Genomic DNA, 16,576 nt, shown 5'->3' on the forward strand with positions numbered 1-16,576 from the left:
CTGAGGAGTGTCCAATCGTGGGTCAGGTTTCCGCATCGCAGTCGCTCGACATCGCCGCCGCCCCGGACGCCGTGGTCGGAGCACTCGCCGACTACAACGACGTACGCCCGGCCATCCTCCCGGAGCAGTACCGCGACTACAAGGTGATCAGCGGCGGCAACGGCGACGGCACCGTCGTGCACTGGATCCTGCAGGCCACCTCGAAGCGTCAGCGTGACGTGCAGGCGACGGTCAGCGTCACCCCGGACACCGTCACCGAGCGCGATGCCAACTCGACGATGGTGACCACCTACACCGTCGCTCCGTCGGGAAGCGGTTCGCGCGTCACGACCACCACCACGTGGCAGGGTGCGGGCGGCATCGGCGGATTCTTCGAAAAGACGTTTGCGCCGAAGGGTCTCAATCGAATTCAGGCCGAGGTGCTCGGAAATCTGAAGAAGCGCCTCGAGCGCTGAGAAGTCGGAGTCTCCTCCGGCGGCGTTCGAACACACACACATGACCGGCGCGGGGCCTTCCGGCAGGCGACGTCGGGGCCGGGCGCGGCCATCGCCGTTGCCCATCCGCGACGGCGTCGACGCCACGCGCGTGGTGTTGCGTTCGGGGCCGGAGTCGACGGTGTCGCAGGCGTTGCTGGCCGCGCCCGGTCTGGCGGGGCTGACGGCCGACGACCTGCGTCGACGCGCCTCCGCCGGCGAGGTCGTCGATGCCGACGGTCACCCGGTGGATCTCGATTCGCCGTCGCGCCGCAACGTCTCGCTCTATCTCTACCGCGACCTCGACGACGAGGTGCCGGTCCCGTTCGACCTACCGGTGCTCTACCGCGACGAGAACATCGTCGTGGTGGACAAACCGCATTTCCTCGCCACCATGCCCCGGGGCCGTCACGTCACCGAGACCGCGCTGGTCCGACTGCGTCGCGAGCTGGGCTCCGACACGATCTCGCCGGCTCACCGACTCGACCGGCTCACCGCCGGAGTGCTGCTGTTCACGCTGCGCCCGGAGGTGCGGGCGGCCTATCAAGATCTGTTCGCATCCCGGATCGCCCGCAAGGAGTACCTCGCGCTCGCGCCCGCCGACGAGGCACTCGCCAGCACCGTGACCGTGCGGGATCGGATCGAGAAGACCGCGGGCGACCTCCGCGCGCTCGTCGTCGACGGACCCGTCAACGCCATCAGTGACATCACTCTCGTCGACGGCGCGGGGCGCCACGGCGTCTACCGGCTGGTGCCGCACACCGGTCGCACGCATCAGCTCCGATTGCACATGGCGTCACTGGGTGTGCCCATCGTCGATGACCCGCTGTACCCCGAGGTGCGTCCGGAACTGGCGGCGCGCCCCGACCACGCGGACTTCTCGAGACCCCTGCGCCTGCTGGCACGGGTGTTGGAGTTCAGCGATCCTCTGACCGGCGAGCACCGCAGGTTCGAGAGCCTGCGGTCGGTGTCGGGGTAGCAGGACACGATCTACCCTGGCCGCATGACCATCCGAGCGTCCTACGAGCGGCATCCCGACTTGGGGTGCGAGGCCGTGGTCTTCATCGACGACGAGTCGCTGGCATGTTTTCAGATCCAACGCGATCTCGTCGGGGGACCGCGCGCCGACGAGTACTGCGTCACGACGGGGGCGAGTGCGCCGATCTACGGGGCGATCACACAGTGGCGTCGGGTCGACGACCGATTCGAGTTCGCACTGACAGCGCGAGCGGGACGGCTGTTCGGCGACGAGGTCCTGTCTTTCGAGGTCGCGGCCGTCGAGGAGTCGACCGTCGACGACATCGCCGCGCATGTCGATCGGTTGCTGCGCTGACGCTGCGACTACCCTGGGCCGGGTGACGCAACCATTCGATCCCAGCGCGTTGTTCGGCGGCGGTCAGGGCGGAGAGAACCCGATGGCCGGACTGCTCGCGCAAGCTCAGCAGATGCAGGAGAAACTCCTGTCCGCGCAGAACGAGATCGCTGCGGCAGAGGTGGTCGGCAGCGCGGGCAACGGACTCGTCACCGTGACCGGCAACGGCACCGGCGAGGTGACCGCGGTGTCGATCGACCCGAAGGTCGTCGATCCCGACGACGTGGAAACCCTGCAGGACCTGCTGCTCGGTGCGCTCGCCGACCTGTCGGAGAAGCGCGAGCAGCTGGCCAGCGAGAAGATGGGCCCGCTCGCCGGTGGCCTCGGCGGCGGCCTTCCCGGACTCGGCGGCTGAGCACCACGCCCACGCACGACGCCGAACGACGAGTAGAGACCCCGGACACCATGGACGCAGAACACCATGTATGAGGGACCGATCCAGGACCTGATCGACCAGCTGGCCAAACAGCCGGGGCTCGGTCCGAAGGGGGCCCAGCGGATCGCGTTCCACCTGCTGGCCGGAGAGAAATCCGACATCGATCGCCTCATCGCGGCGCTCGGGCGGGTTCGCGACGACGTCGTCTTCTGTGCCGAGTGCGGAAACGTGTCGGCGAACCGCCTGTGCCGGATCTGCTCGGACTCGCGTCGCGACGCCAGCAAGATCTGCGTCGTCGAGGAGCCCAAGGACGTGCATGCGATCGAACGGACCAAGGAGTTCACCGGGCGCTATCACGTGCTCGGGGGTGCTCTGGATCCGTTGTCGGGGATCGGCCCCGACCAGTTGCGGATCCGCGAGCTGTTGCGTCGGCTGGCCAATCAGGAGGACGGCGTCGACGTCTCCGAGGTGATCGTCGCCACCGACCCGAACACCGAGGGCGAAGCCACCGCGACCTACCTCCAGCGCATGCTCAAGGACTTCCCCGGTCTGTCGGTCACCCGACTCGCGTCGGGGTTGCCGATGGGCGGCGACCTCGAGTTCGCCGACGAGCTCACTCTGGGCCGTGCCCTGTCGGGTCGTCGCATCCTGGCGTGAGGCCCGGCCCTCCTACCCGGCCCCTCGTACCCGGCAAACCGGACGGCTACTGTCAGGTGGTGATCTCGCGTAATCGGTGGCGTCGTCGAAATCGGGTAGTGGCAACGGGCCTGACGGCGGTGGTCGTGGCCGGGCTGGTGAGCGTGGGTCAGTTCGCGGCGACGCCCGAAGCGTCGGCGGCGCCCGCGCTCGACTGGGAAGCATGTCCCGCCGTTCACGGCGTCCCGGCGACCGTCCGATGCGCGACGGTCGAGGTGCCGCTCGACTACCGGAAGCCGGATGGCAAGACGATCGAGATCGGTGTCAGCCGGATGCAGGCGCGAGACCAATCGCGCCGGCGCGGTGTCGTGATGGGCAACCCGGGAGGTCCGGGTGGCGACGGCATCGCGATGTTCAGCCAGGTGCCCCCGCCCGCGGCGATGCTCGACGAATGGGACCTGGTGGCCGTGCAGCCCCGGGGTCTGGTGTCGGGCACGCCGCTGCGCTGCGAACCCATCACCGGCGACGAACCCGAACTGATGACTGCGCTGGGCAAGGTGAATCGCGATCGCTGTGAGGCCCGGACACCGGGTCTGGGGGCCTCGCTCACCACCGAGAACACCGCCCGGGACATGGAGGTCGTCCGCGGTCTGCTCGGTGAGTCGAAGGTCAGTCTCTACGGCATCTCCTACGGCACCCTGTTGATGTCGACGTATGCGACCCTGTTCCCGCAGCGGGTCGACCGGATGGTCCTCGATTCCGGTTTCGACCCCGATCTCGTGTGGAACACCCTCCTCTCCGCCCAGACGCCCGGCTACAAGGCCCGCGTACACGCGATGATGGCGTGGATCGCGCGCCACGACCGGATCTACGGTCTCGGAGAGACTCCGCTGGCCGTGTACCGGAAGTGGAGTGACCGGGTCAGTGCGGAGGCAGGCGTCCCGCCGTCCCTCCTGGCGCCGCCGGCCCAGGTGGGCGACGTGCCCCCGGGACTGCGGGCGTTCGCCCAGCAGTACATCGCCGGCACCGACCTCACCGCCGACGCGCGGGCGCGGTTCGAGAACCTGATGCTCACGTTGCTCCGACCCGGCTCGCTGCAACTGTCGTCGCAGCTACTGGTGCTCACTCGCGCCCTCGCGCCGGATCGGAACTCGTGGCCACTCGTCGCACAGTTGACCGCGAAGCCCGGCCGCAAGCTGCCCACCCCGGCGCCCGCGGTCCTCGAAGCCGCGCAGGTCTCTCAGGACATGCAGGGCGCGGTCCTCTGCAACGAGAACCGGGTGCCCGCACAGCCTTCGCTCGGCTTCCAGGCGTTCGTCGCGAACTACGTCACCGGGGATCCGTTCGAGGCGCCCGGGCTCGCCTATGAGTCCGGACTCGCCTGCGCCGGCGCGCCGGCCCTCGCCCGGCCGATCGAGATCCGCAATCGCGGGCTGGCGGTGACACCGTTGCAGATCCAGAGCGTCGGCGACCCGCAGACCCCGTATCGCGGCGCGCTGAAGATGCGTTCACTCATGCGGAGCCACCTCATCACCGTCGGCGGTGGCGACCACGCGCAACTCGGCCGGGCCAACAAGCCGCTCGAGAACGCGATCGTCGAATATCTCCGCACGGGGCGGACCGCCGTGCAGCGCGTTCCCGAAGCACCCATCACGGCTCCGCTGACGCAGATGCCGCCGGCATTCGCGGCCGGCACGGCCGGTCGGTGACCCATCCTGATCCGGTGAACCCCCGGATCCGCGCCCGGATCACCGACTTGGCCGATCGCCTCGATGCGGGGATCGTCGCCGTCGACGGGCCGTCGGGAGCGGGGAAATCGACGATCGCCGACCTCCTGGTCGCGGACCTGCGAGCCCGTGGAGTCGGCGTGACCCTGGTCCGCACCGACGACTTCGCGACGTGGGACGACCCGGTCGCATGGTGGCCGGAGCTGGAAGCCGATGTGCTGCATCCCTTCACGCGACGACGGGACTACCGGTACCGGCCGCGCGTATGGCAGGACGGCACCCCGACCCCCGGACCCCGTGTGTGGATCGAGTGGCAGCCCCTGCTCATCATCGAAGGGGTCTCCTCGGCGCGGCGACGGATCGCCGACCGCCTGTCCCACGCGCTGTGGCTCGACGGCGGAACACCCGGCGAACGACTCGAGCGGACGATCGCCCGTGACGGGGAGGGCGCGCGGGCACATCTGGAGGCCTGGCAGCAGTTCGAACGCGGCTGGTTCGGCGTGGATCGCACCCGGGAACGGTGCGTCGTCCTCGACTGACGGGGTCCTCGGCCGATGAGGTGCCGCTTCCGACTCGACGGTTAGTGTCGAGGTATGGCCACCCGACGACGCTTCCGTGATCTGGCGGAGCTCGACGCGCAGCTGATCGAGTGCAGAGCATGCCCGCGTCTCGTCGAATGGCGGGAGCAGGTCGCCCGCGAGAAGCGTCGCGCGTATGCCGACGAGGAGTACTGGGGCCGGCCGGTGGCCGGTATCGGTCCGGCCGACGCGCGACTGCTGATCGTCGGACTCGCCCCCGCGGCGCACGGCGGAAACCGCACCGGGCGTATGTTCACCGGAGATCGCAGCGGCGATGTCCTGTTCTCGGCGTTGTACCTCGCCGGCCTTGCGAGCCAACCCCATTCGGTCGCGATCGGTGACGGGTTGGAGCTCTTCGACACGCGGATCACCGCGCCGGTGCATTGTGCCCCGCCGCAGAACAAACCGACGGTGGAAGAGCGCGACACCTGTTCCCGCTGGCTGCACGCCGAACTCGAACTGCTCGCGCCGACCGTGCGTTCGGTGGTCACCCTCGGTGGATTCGGTTGGCAGTCAACGCTTCGTACCTTCGCGAGGCTCGGCTGGGCGGTCCCGAAGCCGATGCCGAAGTTCGGCCACGGCGTCTCCACGACCCTCGTCCGCGACGGCACCGAACTCGAGGTGTTCGGCTGCTACCACGTGAGCCAGCAGAACACCTTCACCGGACGGTTGACGGTGGAGATGGTCGTGGACGTGCTGACCGCGGCCGCACGGTCGGCGGGTGTCGAGAACGGCCACCGCCCGGCTTTCTGAGGTGCGAACGGTGCGAGCGAAGCGAGCCACGAAGGGACTGGCGAGGCACGTCGCCAAGCCCTTCGAGGCTCGTCGCTTGCGCTCCTCGCACCTCAGGGAGCAGGGGTCGCTACCGCCGCCGACCGGCGGCGAGGCGCTCGCGACGAAGCCGGTCGACCTCGGGGAGATCCAGCGGCGCAAGGGATTCGACGCCCATAGCGATCACCAGGAGATGATCGGCGAGTTCGGGGTTGCGGGCCAGTGCCGGACCGTGCATGTAGGTGCCGATGACGCTGCCCTGGACGACGCCCTCGGTGCCGTCGCCGACGCCGTTGCCGACGCCGTGCCGTACTCGACCCAGCGGGGCTGCGTCGGAACCGAGAGTGGTTCCGCCGCGGTGGTTCTCGAAGCCGGTGAGAGTCTGGGTCAAACCGGGCAACGACGGCTCGACGAGCAGCTCGCCGATGCTCCGGGTTGCTTGGGGGGCCGTCGTGAGGTCGAACAGGGAGATGCCATCGACGCGCTCACCCGCCGACGTCTCGTACCAGTGGCCGAGCACCTGGATGGCCGCACAGATGGCCAGCACCGGACGTCCGGCCGCTGCGGCCTGCTGCAGACCGGGGTAGCGCGTGAGATGTCGGGTGGCGAGCCGCTGCGCGTAGTCCTCTGCGCCGCCGAGGGTGTAGATGTCGAGGGAGTCGGGGACGGGGTCGTCGAGCGTGATGTGCACGACCTCGGCGTCGATGCCGCGCATCAGCGCTCGACGTTTCAGCACGAGCGCGTTCCCGCCGTCCCCGTAGGTGCCCATGACGTCGGGCAGGACGAGACCGATCCGCAGGGTCGATTCGCTCACTGCTCTGCCCTCCGCGATCGTGCTGCGCGTTCCAGGGCGGTCCCGAGATCGCGGAACGCCGTGTAGTTGGCCAGGACCTCGACGCGTCCCGGCGGGCAGGATGCGATGGCCGCCATGGGGTCGGGGACGGTGGTGTGCTCGGCGCCCGCGTAGAGCAACCGAACGGAGAGATCGGCGGCGCGCTCGCCGGCCGCGACGACCTGCATGGTCTCGAACGCCTCGAATCGCACATCCCACAGCCACGACAGGTCCTCGCCGTCGGGTACCTGGCCGTTGACCGCGATGACGAGTCCGTCGGCGTCCTGGTCGATCATCGACATCGCCTCTTGCCAACCGGCCGGGTTCTTCGCCAGAAGTGTTCGGACGGAATGGTTTCCGACCTGATGGATGCCGTACCGGCCGGCGACCTCGCCGACCGTGCCGACGGCTGCCACCGCGCTGCGCGGGTCGGCGCCCATCGCGACGGCCGCCGCCACCGCCTGGGTCGCGTTGCCGCGGTTGGCCCTACCCGGTACCGCGAGCTCCAGGGGAGCGCTGAATCCGTCGGGGCCGTAGATGGTCTCGTCGTCGAACCACCAGTCGGGGGTGGGGCGCCGGAAGTCGTCGTCGCCGGTCGAGCGCCACCCCTCCTCGGAACGGACGATGGGCTCGCCGGTCCGCGGGCAACTGACCGAGTCGCCGACCCAGCCGGCGCCGGCCGCGACCCACACGACGTCCGGGGCATCGAAGGCGGCAGAGGTCACGAGGACGTCGTCGCAATTGGCGATCACCGTGGTCTCGGGGTGACGTGCGATGCCCTCGCGGAGCCGGCGCTCGATCATGTTGATCTCGCCGACCCGGTCGAGCTGGTCCCGGGAGAGGTTCAGCAGCACCAGGACCTCGGGGTCGACGGTGTCGCTGACATGGGGGACGTGCAGCTCGTCCACTTCCAGTGCGCAGAACGGGGCGGTGCGGCTGAGTGTGAGTGTCGCGATGATCCCGGCGTCCATGTTGGCGCCGTCGGCCTGCGTCGCGACCTCACCGAGTTCGGCCATGGCGGCCGCGGTCATCCGCGTGGTCGTCGACTTGCCGTTGGTGCCGGTGACGATGGCGGTCCGCTTGCCGGCCGCGAGCCTGCCCATGATGTGGGGGTCGATCTTCGCGGCGACGAGTCCGCCGATCATCGATCCCCTGCCTCGTCCCGCGGTTCGTGACGCCCACCGAGCGGCAGCGGCAGCGCCCAGGGCAACGGCGGTACGCGCGGGAACTCGGGTATTCGTACGGGGTGCGGAACCGGCGGAAGAGAGTCGGTCGGGCATGCGCACGAGTGTGTCACAGGCCGATCCGGCGGGAGTGGTCGTGCCATGCGCCGGCGCCGCGTAGGCTCTGCGGCTGTGAGCCGCGACACCCAACTGCGACTGTCCCTGCCCGCTCGAGTGCAACGCCGCGTGCTGCTCGCCGCCGCGCGGATCCCCGTCGGCGCGCTGGCCGTTCTGGGGCGTCGGGCACCGGTGAACTCCGACGGCGAACGGGTGGCCCCCGAACTCGCGGCGATCGGCTGGGCCAACGACAACGTGCCCGGCTTGAATCCCTTCCAGGGTGAGGTGGCGCAGTCGCGCGCGCAGACCGATGAGAGCGGCGCATCCATGGCCGAGGTGCTGCCGCCGCTGGCGGTGGAAGAGGACCTCGTCATCGACGGGCCCGCCGGACCGATCCCGGCCACCCGATACCGCTCCTCGACCGAGTCGGCGGGATTGCTCGTCTACTACCACGGTGGTGGGTTCGTCACCGGCAGTCGGATCAGCCACGACGCGTTCGTCCGGCGTCTCGCGCACGGCACCGGACTCGACGCGCTGTCGGTCGAGTACCGCCTGGCCCCGGAGGCGCCGTTTCCGGCAGCGGTCGAGGATGCGGTCGCGGCCTGGCGCTTCGCCGTCGAGGTCGCACCGAGGTGGGGGCTCGATCCGGGGCGGATCGTGGTCGGCGGGGACAGCGCCGGCGGGAACCTCGCGACCGTCGTCGCCCGCGAGGTCCGGGGCGATGCGGTGACCCCGGTGTTCCAGCTGCTCATCTATCCGGTCACCGATCAGGCCGCCGACACCCCGTCGCGGCGGGAGTTCGCCACCGGATACTTCCTCACCGCCGACGGCATCGACTGGTTCACCGACCGGTATGTACCCGATGTCGCGCAGCGGCGCGACCCGCGCTGCTCGCCGCTGTTGGCCGACGATCTCAGTGGCCTCCCGCCCGCGCATGTGATGGTCGCCGGGTTCGACCCGCTCCGCGACGAGGGCCTCGCGTACGCGCGCAGACTCGAGGAGGCGGGCGTGCCGGTCACGGTTCGCCGAGAGGGCGCGATGATCCACGGATTCGTCAACATGACCCTCATCAGTCCCGGCGCCCGCGCGGCGGTCGACCGCCTGTGCGCGGTGGTGCGCGATGCGCTCGCCGCGACTCCGCCCGGCGGGACGACGTCACCGGTCTGAGCGCACCGGGATCGCGATGCCGACGAGCGCGGCGGGGCCGACCGGTCCGGAGTCGGGCGACCCGGCCGTGGTCGGATCGACGTCGACCGCGGCTCGTCTGCGGGCCCGCGGACGGGCCATCACCCCGGCCGCGCAGCCGGCCACGACGATGACCGCGCCGATGATCTCGCCGACCGACGGGACCTCGCCGAGGACGACGAAGGCCGCCGAGATCCCGACCACGGGCACGAGGAGCGACATCGGGGACACCCGACTGGCGTCGTTGCGCCCGAGAAGTGTGGTCCACAGGCCTGCGCCGATGACGGTGCCGAAGACCGCGAGGTAGAGCAGACCGCCGAGGGCGCGGAGACCACTCTCGGTGCCGAGCGTGGCGAGCGCCTCGAACCCCGCGGCCGGGCCCTCGACGATGAGACTGACCGCGTACAGCGGCGGGGTGGCGACGACGGCCATCCACAGCGTCATCCGGAGGGAATCATCGGGACGGGCGAGCCGGCCACCGATGTTGCCGGCCGCCCAACTCAGACCGCCGAGAACGGTGAGGCCGATCGGCAGCAGTGCGGCCGCGCCGAGGTCGCTGCTGTGAACGCGGTCCAGCGCGATCACCGCCATGCCGACGACCGCGATCGCCAGTCCGAGGACCTGGCCGACGGTCATCCGCTCCCGGAGGAACAGCACGCCGAGCACGACGGTGAACGGCGCCGAGGTCTGGAGCACCAGCGAGGCGAGCCCGGTGGGCATGCCCAGATCCATCGCCAGGAACAACAAGATGAACTGCACGCTGCCGAAGCCGGCGACGTAGAGCAGAAACCACTTCAGGCGCACCTTCGGGAACCGGACGAAGAGCATCACCGGTATCGCGAGCACCGCGAATCGCATGGCGGCGAGAAAGAACGGCGGAAAGTGGTCGAGTCCGAGTCGGATCGCGATGAAGTTCAGTCCCCAGAGGACGACGACGAACAACCCGAGGAGGCGATCACGAGTGGACATGGCCCCATCGTCGGCGCTACCCAAGTGAAGAACAATCTAATTTTGACGCACTGACTATTCAGATTTACTGAATATTACGCGCGTCACTCCTGGGCCGCGGCGACCTTCGCGCGCACGTCGTCCATGTCGAGACCCTCGACGGCGCCGATCAATTCCTCGAGCTGAGCCGCGGGGAGCGCGCCCGGCTGGTTGAACACCAGGATCCCGTCGCAGAACGCCATCAGTGTCGGGATGGAACGGATGCCGAGACTGCCGGCGAGCTGCTGCTCGGCCTCGGTGTCGATCTTGCCGAACGTGATGTTCGAATGTGTTTCGGAAGCCTTCTCGAAAACCGGCGCGAACTGGCGGCACGGACCGCACCAGCCGGCCCAGAAGTCGAGCAGGACGATGCCGTCCGAGGCGATGGTGTCCTCGAAGGTTTCCAGGGTGATGTCTTGTGATGCCATGCCCCCGACAACGGTGTGGGGGGTCCAGACATTCCGGGCAGCCCGGACGGGGACTCGATGCACGTTGCGCGAGCAGTCGGCCGGAGTGGGCCGCCGGCATGGGTGAGTACCGTTGCCGCATGGAGGTCCGGCGTCTACGGCTGCTGCGTGAGTTCGCCGATCGGGAGTCGATCGGTGCGGTGGCCGATGCGATGCACATGACCCCGTCAGCGGTGTCGCAGCAGTTGAAGGTCCTGGCCGAGGAGGCGGGGGTCGCGCTGTTCGAACCCGACGGCAGGCGAATCCGTCTGACGGAGGCCGGACGCGCACTCGTGTTGCGCGCCGACGACGTGATCGCGGCGGTGGATCGGGCCCAGGAGGAGATGTCGTCGTACCGGTCCGGCAAGGCGCGCGTCCGGCTGGCGATGTTCCCGTCGGGTGCGACGCTTCTGCTGCCGTCGGTCCTTGAGCGCGCCGGGGCGTCGGGCATCGACGTGCACGCAGTGCATCTGGACGTCGGATATCACGATGCCGCACCAGCTCTCGCGGATCACGACATCGTGGTCACCCACCGTGACGAACGAACGCCCGCGATCGACGTACCCCGGGTCCGGGTCACCGAGCTGATGCGCGAACCCGTCGACGTGATCGTCGCCGCCGACAACGAATTGGCCCTGCGGGACCAGGTCGCGGTCACCGAACTCGCCGACCACGACTGGATCAGTGTCGAAGGCGGCTTCCCGGTCGACGATGTGCTGCTGTCGATCGCGGCGGCGACCGGTGTGGCGCCGCGGGTGACCCAGCGGATGCTGGACTTCACGACGATCGAGGCACTGGTGGCCCATGGGCACGGCATCGCTCTGATGCCGCGGTTCGCCGTCCGCCACCCGGAGGTGAAACGGCTGGTGCTCAAGGGTGTTCGTGCCGCACGGGTCTACGAGGCGCTCGCCCGGCCGCGTTCGCGAGCGGCCGTACAGCAGGTCGTCGACCACCTGCGCGGCGTCGGCGCCGACCAGGGCTGACCGCCGCCCGGCGAGGGTGGCACAGGATGACGCACACAGCCCGGGGCGTGGCGCCCCGGGCTGTCGACGATGTCGAGGACTCAGACGCCGAGGCTCTTGCCGACGATGTCCTTCATGATCTCGGTGGTGCCACCGAAGATCGTCTGGATACGCGCGTCGGTGTAGGCGCGGGCGACGCGGTACTCGTTCATGTAGCCGTAGCCGCCGTGCAGCTGCAGGCAGCTGTCGATGACGCGCTTGGCCAGTTCGGTACACCACCATTTGTTCTTCGAGGCGTCGACGGCGTTCAGCTCGCCGTCGAGAACGCCCTGCAGGCAGCGGTCGATGTAGACCTCGGCGATGTCGAGCTCGGTGGCCATCTCGGCGAGGGTGAAGCGATTCGCCTGGAAGGTGCCGATCGGACGGCCGAAGGCCTTGCGGTCCTTGGTGTACTGCAGCGTCTCGTCGAAGATGGCGCGTGCCCCGGCGATGGCGCCGATGCCGATCGACAGGCGCTCGGAGGGCAGGTTCTGCATGAGGTGGTAGAAGCCCATGCCCTCCTGGCCAAGCAGGTTCTCGGCGGGCACCCGCACGTCGTTGAAGTGCAGCTCGGCGGTGTCCTGTGCCTTGAGGCCCATCTTGTCGAGCTTGCGCCCGCGCTCGAAGCCCTCCATGCCGCGCTCGACGACCAACAGGGAGAACGCCTTGTGGCCTGCTTCGGGGTCCGGGTTGGTCCTGCACACCACGACCACGAGATCGGAGTTGATGCCCGAGGAGATGAACGTCTTGTTGCCGTTGAGGACGTAGTGATCACCCTCCAGCTTCGCCGAGGTCTTGATGCCCGCGAGGTCGGAGCCGGCGCCCGGCTCGGTCATCGCGACGGCGAGAATCGTCTCACCGGTGGCGATCCCGGGCATCCAGCGCTTCTTCTGCTCGTCGTTGGCGAGGTGCACGAAGTACGGTGCGACGACGTCGTTCTGCAGGCTGAGGCCGGGTGCCGCCCCGTCGAACTTCGCGAATTCCTCGACCACCACGGCGTTGAACCGGAAGTCGTCCATGGCGCCGCCGCCGCCGTACTCCTCCGGGATGTTGAACCCGAGAAGGCCTGCGTCACCGGCCTTCTTGAACGCGATGCGATCGACCTGACCGGCTCGCGTCCACTCCTCGGTGTACGGGGCGCATTCGCGCTGCAGGAACTGGCGCGCGGTTTCCCGCAGGGCCTCGTGCTCGTCTTCGAAGATGGTGCGTTTCATGGCTTCTCCCTTTCGTGAGTGAGTCTGTCTCAGATGTCGGTCGGTGATCGGTCGGCGTCGCTGTGTCCTCGGGCACCGACGACGCGCAGGGAGATCAGGGCGTACGACGCCGCGACCTCGGCCGGTGTCCGGGGACCAGACGGGCGGTACCAGGTGGTCACCGCCTGGCACGCACCGAAGAGATAGCGCAGGACCTCTTTCGGGTCCTCTTCGAAGTGGAACTCGCCCGATTCGACACCGCGCGCGATGACATCGGCGAGCAGGTCCTCGGTTTCGGTGCGCATCGCGACGTAGGTCTCACGTCGCGGATCGTCGGAGTCGAGATGGCGGAACTCGTGGGCAACGCTGGCGAGTTCGAGATCGCTCGTCATGTGCAGGACGATCGACTCGATGGCATTGGACAATTGCTCGCTCGGCGTCCGGCCGGACTGGATGGCCGCACCGACCCATGCCAGCACCGAGGTCATCGCGGCCTCGAGCAGTTCGACGAGGATGCCGAGTTTGTTGTCGTGGTGGTAGTAGAGCGTCGGCAGGGAAACGCCTGCCCGCGAGGCGATGTCGCGGATCGAGGTGCCGTGATAACCGCGCTCGTAGAAGGCGTGCTTGGCCGCGACGAGGGTGGCCGGAAGCGGCACGGGCTCGCGCTCCCGCCAGTCCAGCCCCTCGGTCTCGATCGTCAGCTTCCGGGGGGGAGCCGTCCGCGCCGCCTCAGACACGTTCGATGATGGTGGCGTTGGCCATGCCGGCGCCCTCGCACATGGTCTGGAGGCCGTAGCGGCCGCCGGTCGCCTCGAGATGGTTGACCATCGTCGACAGCAGGCGGGTACCGGACGAACCGAGCGCGTGACCCAGCGAGATGGCACCACCGCGCGGGTTCAGTTTGGCTGGGTCGGCACCGAATTCGTGTGCCCAGGCCAGCGGCACCGGTGCGAACGCCTCGTTGACCTCGTAGGTGTCGATGTCGTCGATGGACAACCCGGATCGCTTGAGCACCTTGTGGGTCGCCGGGATCGGTGCGGTGAGCATGAAGATCGGGTCGTCGCCGGCGACCGAGAACGAATGGAAACGCGCACGCGGGGTGAGCCCCAGCTTGGCGGCCATGGTGTCGCTCATGATGAGCGCACCCGATGCGCCATCGGTCAGCGGTGAGGAGTTGCCCGGCGTGATGAGCCAGTTGATGTCCGGGAAGCGTGCGGCGGTCTCTTCGGTGTAGAAGGACGGGCGCAGACCGGACAGTCCTTCGGCGGTGGTCGTCGCCCGGACGGTTTCGTCGATGCGGTGGGTGACGGTCTCGCCGTTGGCGTCGGTGACGTCGATCGGCAGGACCTCGCGGTCGAAGAAGCCCTCCGCGGCCGCGGCTGCGGCGCGTTGATGCGACTGCGCGGCGAAGGCGTCGAGGGTGTCGCGATCGAACTTCCACTTGGCCGAGATCAATTCGGCCGAGATGCCCTGGTTGACCAGACCCTCGGGGTAGCGCGCGGCGATGCTCGGACCGTACGGGCTCTGTCCGGCGGTGGTGAATCCCATCGGGACGCGGCTCATGGATTCCACGCCCGCGGCGATGACCACGTCGTAGGCGCCGGCGATGATGCCCTGCGCGGCGAAGTGGGCGGCCTGCTGGCTCGATCCGCACTGCCGGTCGACTGTGGTGGCGGGGACGGACTCGGGGAAGCCTGCCGAGAGGAGTGCGGTCCGCGAGATGTTCAGGGCCTGCTCGCCGGCCTGGCCGACGCAGCCGCCGATCACGTCGTCGACGATGGCCGGATCGATGTCGTTGCGCTCGACCAGCGAACGCAACACGTGCGCCAGCAACTCGACGGGCTTGGTCTCCGAGAGCGCCCCACCGGGCTTGCCCTTTCCGGACGCGAGACGGACGACGTCGACGATGACGGCTTCGGGCATGGGGTTCCTCTCGGTGGCGCGACGCAGCACAGTGCATGGCACGCGTCACTTTATCTAACGATCGTTATACCCGGTCTAGCACGCCATCAGCAGCGGAATCAAGATCGGGGACCGGTGGACACGACGAAGCCCTCACCCGGTGGTCGGGTGAGGGCGATTGCCGCAAGAGCGTCAGATGGTCCCTTTATCGTCCTGACCTGCGGGGACGGCGGTGAATGTGCGCACATCGAGAGGTCCGGCGAGCAGACCGCCGATCGTCTTGCCGAGTTCGGTGAGGGCAGGTGCGGCGCCGTGGGTGGCCAGGGCCTCCATGGATTCCCAGCGCTCGATCATCACCAGATCGGTCGAGTCCCCGGTGGCCTCGTGTAGTGCGTACTTCCCGCAACCGGGCTCATCGTGCACCTGGGGGATGGCCTTGAGGACGGCGTCGCGCACGGCCTGTTCCTCCCCGGCCTTGGGGGAGATGGTGGCGACAACGATCACTTCGGACATTCATGGTTCTCCATTCGCGGTCGAGCGGGGGCGGCGCGGGTGTCGCGCGGTGAACCGGAAGGCCGAACGGTCGACGACCCGGACACCTCGGTGACGTTAGGGGAGTGGGCGGGGCTTCGGTGCCCGTTTGCCGACACGGGGGCGGTGACGCGCCCGTGACCGGCGGTGCGATCCGGAATGAGATGGAGAACACAGTCGAGGCCTCAATGTGACTACGTGTGATGCCTGATATTTGGGACAGAATCGACGCTTCGTGTCTACGAACCCGCAGACCAGTGGCATGTTCCGCTCAAATCCGGTGTGCGAGCCGCTGATCGGACACGTGGATCGTCACTGCCCCCAGCGGGCGGTGTCGATGACCCGGGGGCAGGTGATCGCACCGGATGCGGTTTGCCCGCCACAAACGCGTCTACCTATGCTCCGTGCGTTCGGTCACATTCCGCGGCCGTGAAGTGCCTGGGACGGTTTCGGGGGTTGTGGGTGACTACTGCGAGCATCCGTCTGGGGCGTTCGGGGCCTGCGACCTATGTGCTCGGCTCGGTCCGGACCTTCGGGCGCCTGGTGCGGATGACGGCCAGGTCCTCGGCGATTGCCGGCGCGGAGATCGCGACCGGCCGATTCCCGTTGCGCGAGAGCCTGGTTCAGGGGTGGTTCTTCGTATCGGTGTCCCTGTGGCCGGCGATACTCATCTCGGTACCGATGGGGGTCGTGATCGCGGTGCAGATCGGCAGCGTCGCCTCGAACGTGGGTGCCAACTCGATGGCCGGAGCCGTCGGCGGCATGGGTGTCATGCAGCAGATCGCGCCATTGGCGACCGCCCTGCTCGTCGGTGGCGCCGGCGGGTCGGCGATCGCGTCGGACCTCGGCGCGCGCACGATCCGCGATGAGATCGATGCGCTGCGCACCATGGGTATCGACCCTCATCAGCGTCTGGTGGCGCCGCGGCTGGTGGCGATGTCCCTGGTGGCGCCCGCTCTCGCGGTTCTGGTGATCCTGATGAGCATCCTGTCCAGCTTCGCCGTGGCGGCCATCGGGCAGGGTGTCGCGCCGGGTTCGTACTGGTTGTCCTTCGGCAGTTTCGCATCGATCACCGACCTGCTGATCTGCCTCGGCAAAGCCGTCGTCTTCGGATTCGTGGTGGCCGCCATCGCCTGTCACCGCGGCCTCGAGGCGAAAGGCGGACCGAAGGGTGTCGCCGACAGCGTGAATGCCGCAGTCGTGCTCGGCATCCTCGTCTGCGTCGTCGTCAATCTCGCACTGACCCAGCTGACCATGATGTTCGTCCCCATCCGGTTCCTGTGACG

19 protein-coding genes are annotated in these 16,576 nt (G+C 68.5%); 11 read left to right on the forward strand and 8 right to left on the reverse strand.

Features of this window, described 5'->3' with window-relative positions:
* Window positions 1-17 precede the first annotated feature (17 nt).
* The 8 genes from BCM27_RS02320 to BCM27_RS02355 all read left to right on the forward strand — a co-directional run bounded on the left by BCM27_RS02320 (window position 18) and on the right by BCM27_RS02355 (window position 5,915).
* On the forward strand, window positions 18-455 hold the full coding sequence (locus BCM27_RS02320) for an SRPBCC family protein (RefSeq protein ID WP_004021585.1): 438 nt from the start codon (window positions 18-20) through the stop codon (window positions 453-455).
* A 40-nt stretch (window positions 456-495) separates the two neighbouring features.
* Entirely contained in the window at window positions 496-1,452 is a 957-nt protein-coding gene (locus tag BCM27_RS02325) for a pseudouridine synthase (protein ID WP_204161404.1), read from the forward strand.
* A 24-nt stretch (window positions 1,453-1,476) separates the two neighbouring features.
* Window positions 1,477-1,806: a hypothetical protein gene (locus BCM27_RS02330; RefSeq protein ID WP_004021587.1), complete on the forward strand. Its 330-nt coding sequence runs from the start codon at window positions 1,477-1,479 to the stop codon at window positions 1,804-1,806.
* Window positions 1,784-2,200, forward strand: coding sequence for a YbaB/EbfC family nucleoid-associated protein (locus tag BCM27_RS02335; protein ID WP_004021588.1), 417 nt, complete (start codon window positions 1,784-1,786; stop codon window positions 2,198-2,200). Before BCM27_RS02330 ends, BCM27_RS02335 begins: the two co-directional genes overlap by 23 nt.
* A gap of 66 nt (window positions 2,201-2,266) precedes the next feature.
* Window positions 2,267-2,878: a recombination mediator RecR gene (gene recR / locus BCM27_RS02340; protein ID WP_004021589.1), complete on the forward strand. Its 612-nt coding sequence runs from the start codon at window positions 2,267-2,269 to the stop codon at window positions 2,876-2,878.
* A 98-nt stretch (window positions 2,879-2,976) separates the two neighbouring features.
* Window positions 2,977-4,566 carry an alpha/beta fold hydrolase gene (locus tag BCM27_RS02345; protein ID WP_004021590.1) on the forward strand — a complete coding sequence of 530 codons (1,590 nt, stop codon included), beginning with the start codon at window positions 2,977-2,979 and terminating at the stop codon, window positions 4,564-4,566.
* Window positions 4,567-4,580: 14 nt separating this feature from the next.
* Window positions 4,581-5,123 carry a uridine kinase family protein gene (locus tag BCM27_RS02350; RefSeq protein ID WP_081487014.1) on the forward strand — a complete coding sequence of 181 codons (543 nt, stop codon included), beginning with the start codon at window positions 4,581-4,583 and terminating at the stop codon, window positions 5,121-5,123.
* A 54-nt stretch (window positions 5,124-5,177) separates the two neighbouring features.
* Complete coding sequence (locus BCM27_RS02355) at window positions 5,178-5,915, forward strand: uracil-DNA glycosylase (RefSeq protein ID WP_004021592.1); 738 nt, start codon at window positions 5,178-5,180, stop codon at window positions 5,913-5,915.
* A 109-nt stretch (window positions 5,916-6,024) separates the two neighbouring features.
* On the opposite strand, the gene BCM27_RS02360 is transcribed toward BCM27_RS02355, so the two are convergent.
* Complete coding sequence (locus tag BCM27_RS02360) at window positions 6,025-6,747, reverse strand: type 1 glutamine amidotransferase (protein ID WP_033204542.1); 723 nt, start codon at window positions 6,745-6,747, stop codon at window positions 6,025-6,027.
* Entirely contained in the window at window positions 6,744-8,045 is a 1,302-nt protein-coding gene (locus BCM27_RS02365; RefSeq protein WP_051987102.1) for a MurT ligase domain-containing protein, read from the reverse strand. The genes BCM27_RS02360 and BCM27_RS02365 overlap by 4 nt, the downstream gene beginning before the upstream one ends.
* A gap of 75 nt (window positions 8,046-8,120) precedes the next feature.
* Here BCM27_RS02365 and BCM27_RS02370 point away from each other — a divergent pair, with 75 nt between their 5' ends.
* Entirely contained in the window at window positions 8,121-9,212 is a 1,092-nt protein-coding gene (locus tag BCM27_RS02370; RefSeq protein ID WP_004021595.1) for an alpha/beta hydrolase, read from the forward strand.
* Here the strand turns inward: BCM27_RS02370 and BCM27_RS02375 are convergent.
* Window positions 9,201-10,199: an EamA family transporter gene (locus BCM27_RS02375; RefSeq protein WP_004021596.1), complete on the reverse strand. Its 999-nt coding sequence runs from the start codon at window positions 10,197-10,199 to the stop codon at window positions 9,201-9,203. The two genes, BCM27_RS02370 and BCM27_RS02375, sit on opposite strands and share 12 nt — an antisense overlap.
* Window positions 10,200-10,282: 83 nt before the next feature.
* On the reverse strand, window positions 10,283-10,645 hold the full coding sequence (gene trxA, locus BCM27_RS02380; protein ID WP_004021597.1) for a thioredoxin: 363 nt from the start codon (window positions 10,643-10,645) through the stop codon (window positions 10,283-10,285).
* A gap of 119 nt (window positions 10,646-10,764) precedes the next feature.
* Here trxA and BCM27_RS02385 point away from each other — a divergent pair, with 119 nt between their 5' ends.
* Window positions 10,765-11,646, forward strand: a complete 882-nt coding sequence (locus tag BCM27_RS02385) for a LysR family transcriptional regulator (RefSeq protein WP_033204540.1) — start codon at window positions 10,765-10,767, stop codon at window positions 11,644-11,646.
* 80 nt (window positions 11,647-11,726) lie between these two features.
* On the opposite strand, the gene BCM27_RS02390 is transcribed toward BCM27_RS02385, so the two are convergent.
* The 4 genes from BCM27_RS02390 to BCM27_RS02405 form a co-directional block, all read right to left on the reverse strand.
* Complete coding sequence (locus tag BCM27_RS02390) at window positions 11,727-12,878, reverse strand: acyl-CoA dehydrogenase family protein (RefSeq protein ID WP_004021599.1); 1,152 nt, start codon at window positions 12,876-12,878, stop codon at window positions 11,727-11,729.
* A 29-nt stretch (window positions 12,879-12,907) separates the two neighbouring features.
* A complete protein-coding gene (locus BCM27_RS02395) occupies window positions 12,908-13,594 on the reverse strand; it encodes a TetR/AcrR family transcriptional regulator (protein WP_004021600.1) in 687 nt (228 codons plus the stop codon).
* Window positions 13,587-14,780, reverse strand: a complete 1,194-nt coding sequence (locus BCM27_RS02400; protein WP_004021602.1) for a thiolase family protein — start codon at window positions 14,778-14,780, stop codon at window positions 13,587-13,589. The genes BCM27_RS02395 and BCM27_RS02400 overlap by 8 nt, the downstream gene beginning before the upstream one ends.
* Before the next feature lie 171 nt (window positions 14,781-14,951).
* Window positions 14,952-15,272, reverse strand: a complete 321-nt coding sequence (locus BCM27_RS02405) for a putative quinol monooxygenase (protein ID WP_004021603.1) — start codon at window positions 15,270-15,272, stop codon at window positions 14,952-14,954.
* A gap of 480 nt (window positions 15,273-15,752) precedes the next feature.
* Between BCM27_RS02405 and BCM27_RS02410 the strand changes: the two genes are divergently transcribed.
* Window positions 15,753-16,574, forward strand: a complete 822-nt coding sequence (locus BCM27_RS02410; RefSeq protein ID WP_004021604.1) for an MlaE family ABC transporter permease — start codon at window positions 15,753-15,755, stop codon at window positions 16,572-16,574.
* Window positions 16,575-16,576 lie beyond the last annotated feature (2 nt).

This window comes from Gordonia terrae (genome assembly GCF_001698225.1).
GTDB lineage: Bacteria > Actinomycetota > Actinomycetes > Mycobacteriales > Mycobacteriaceae > Gordonia > Gordonia terrae.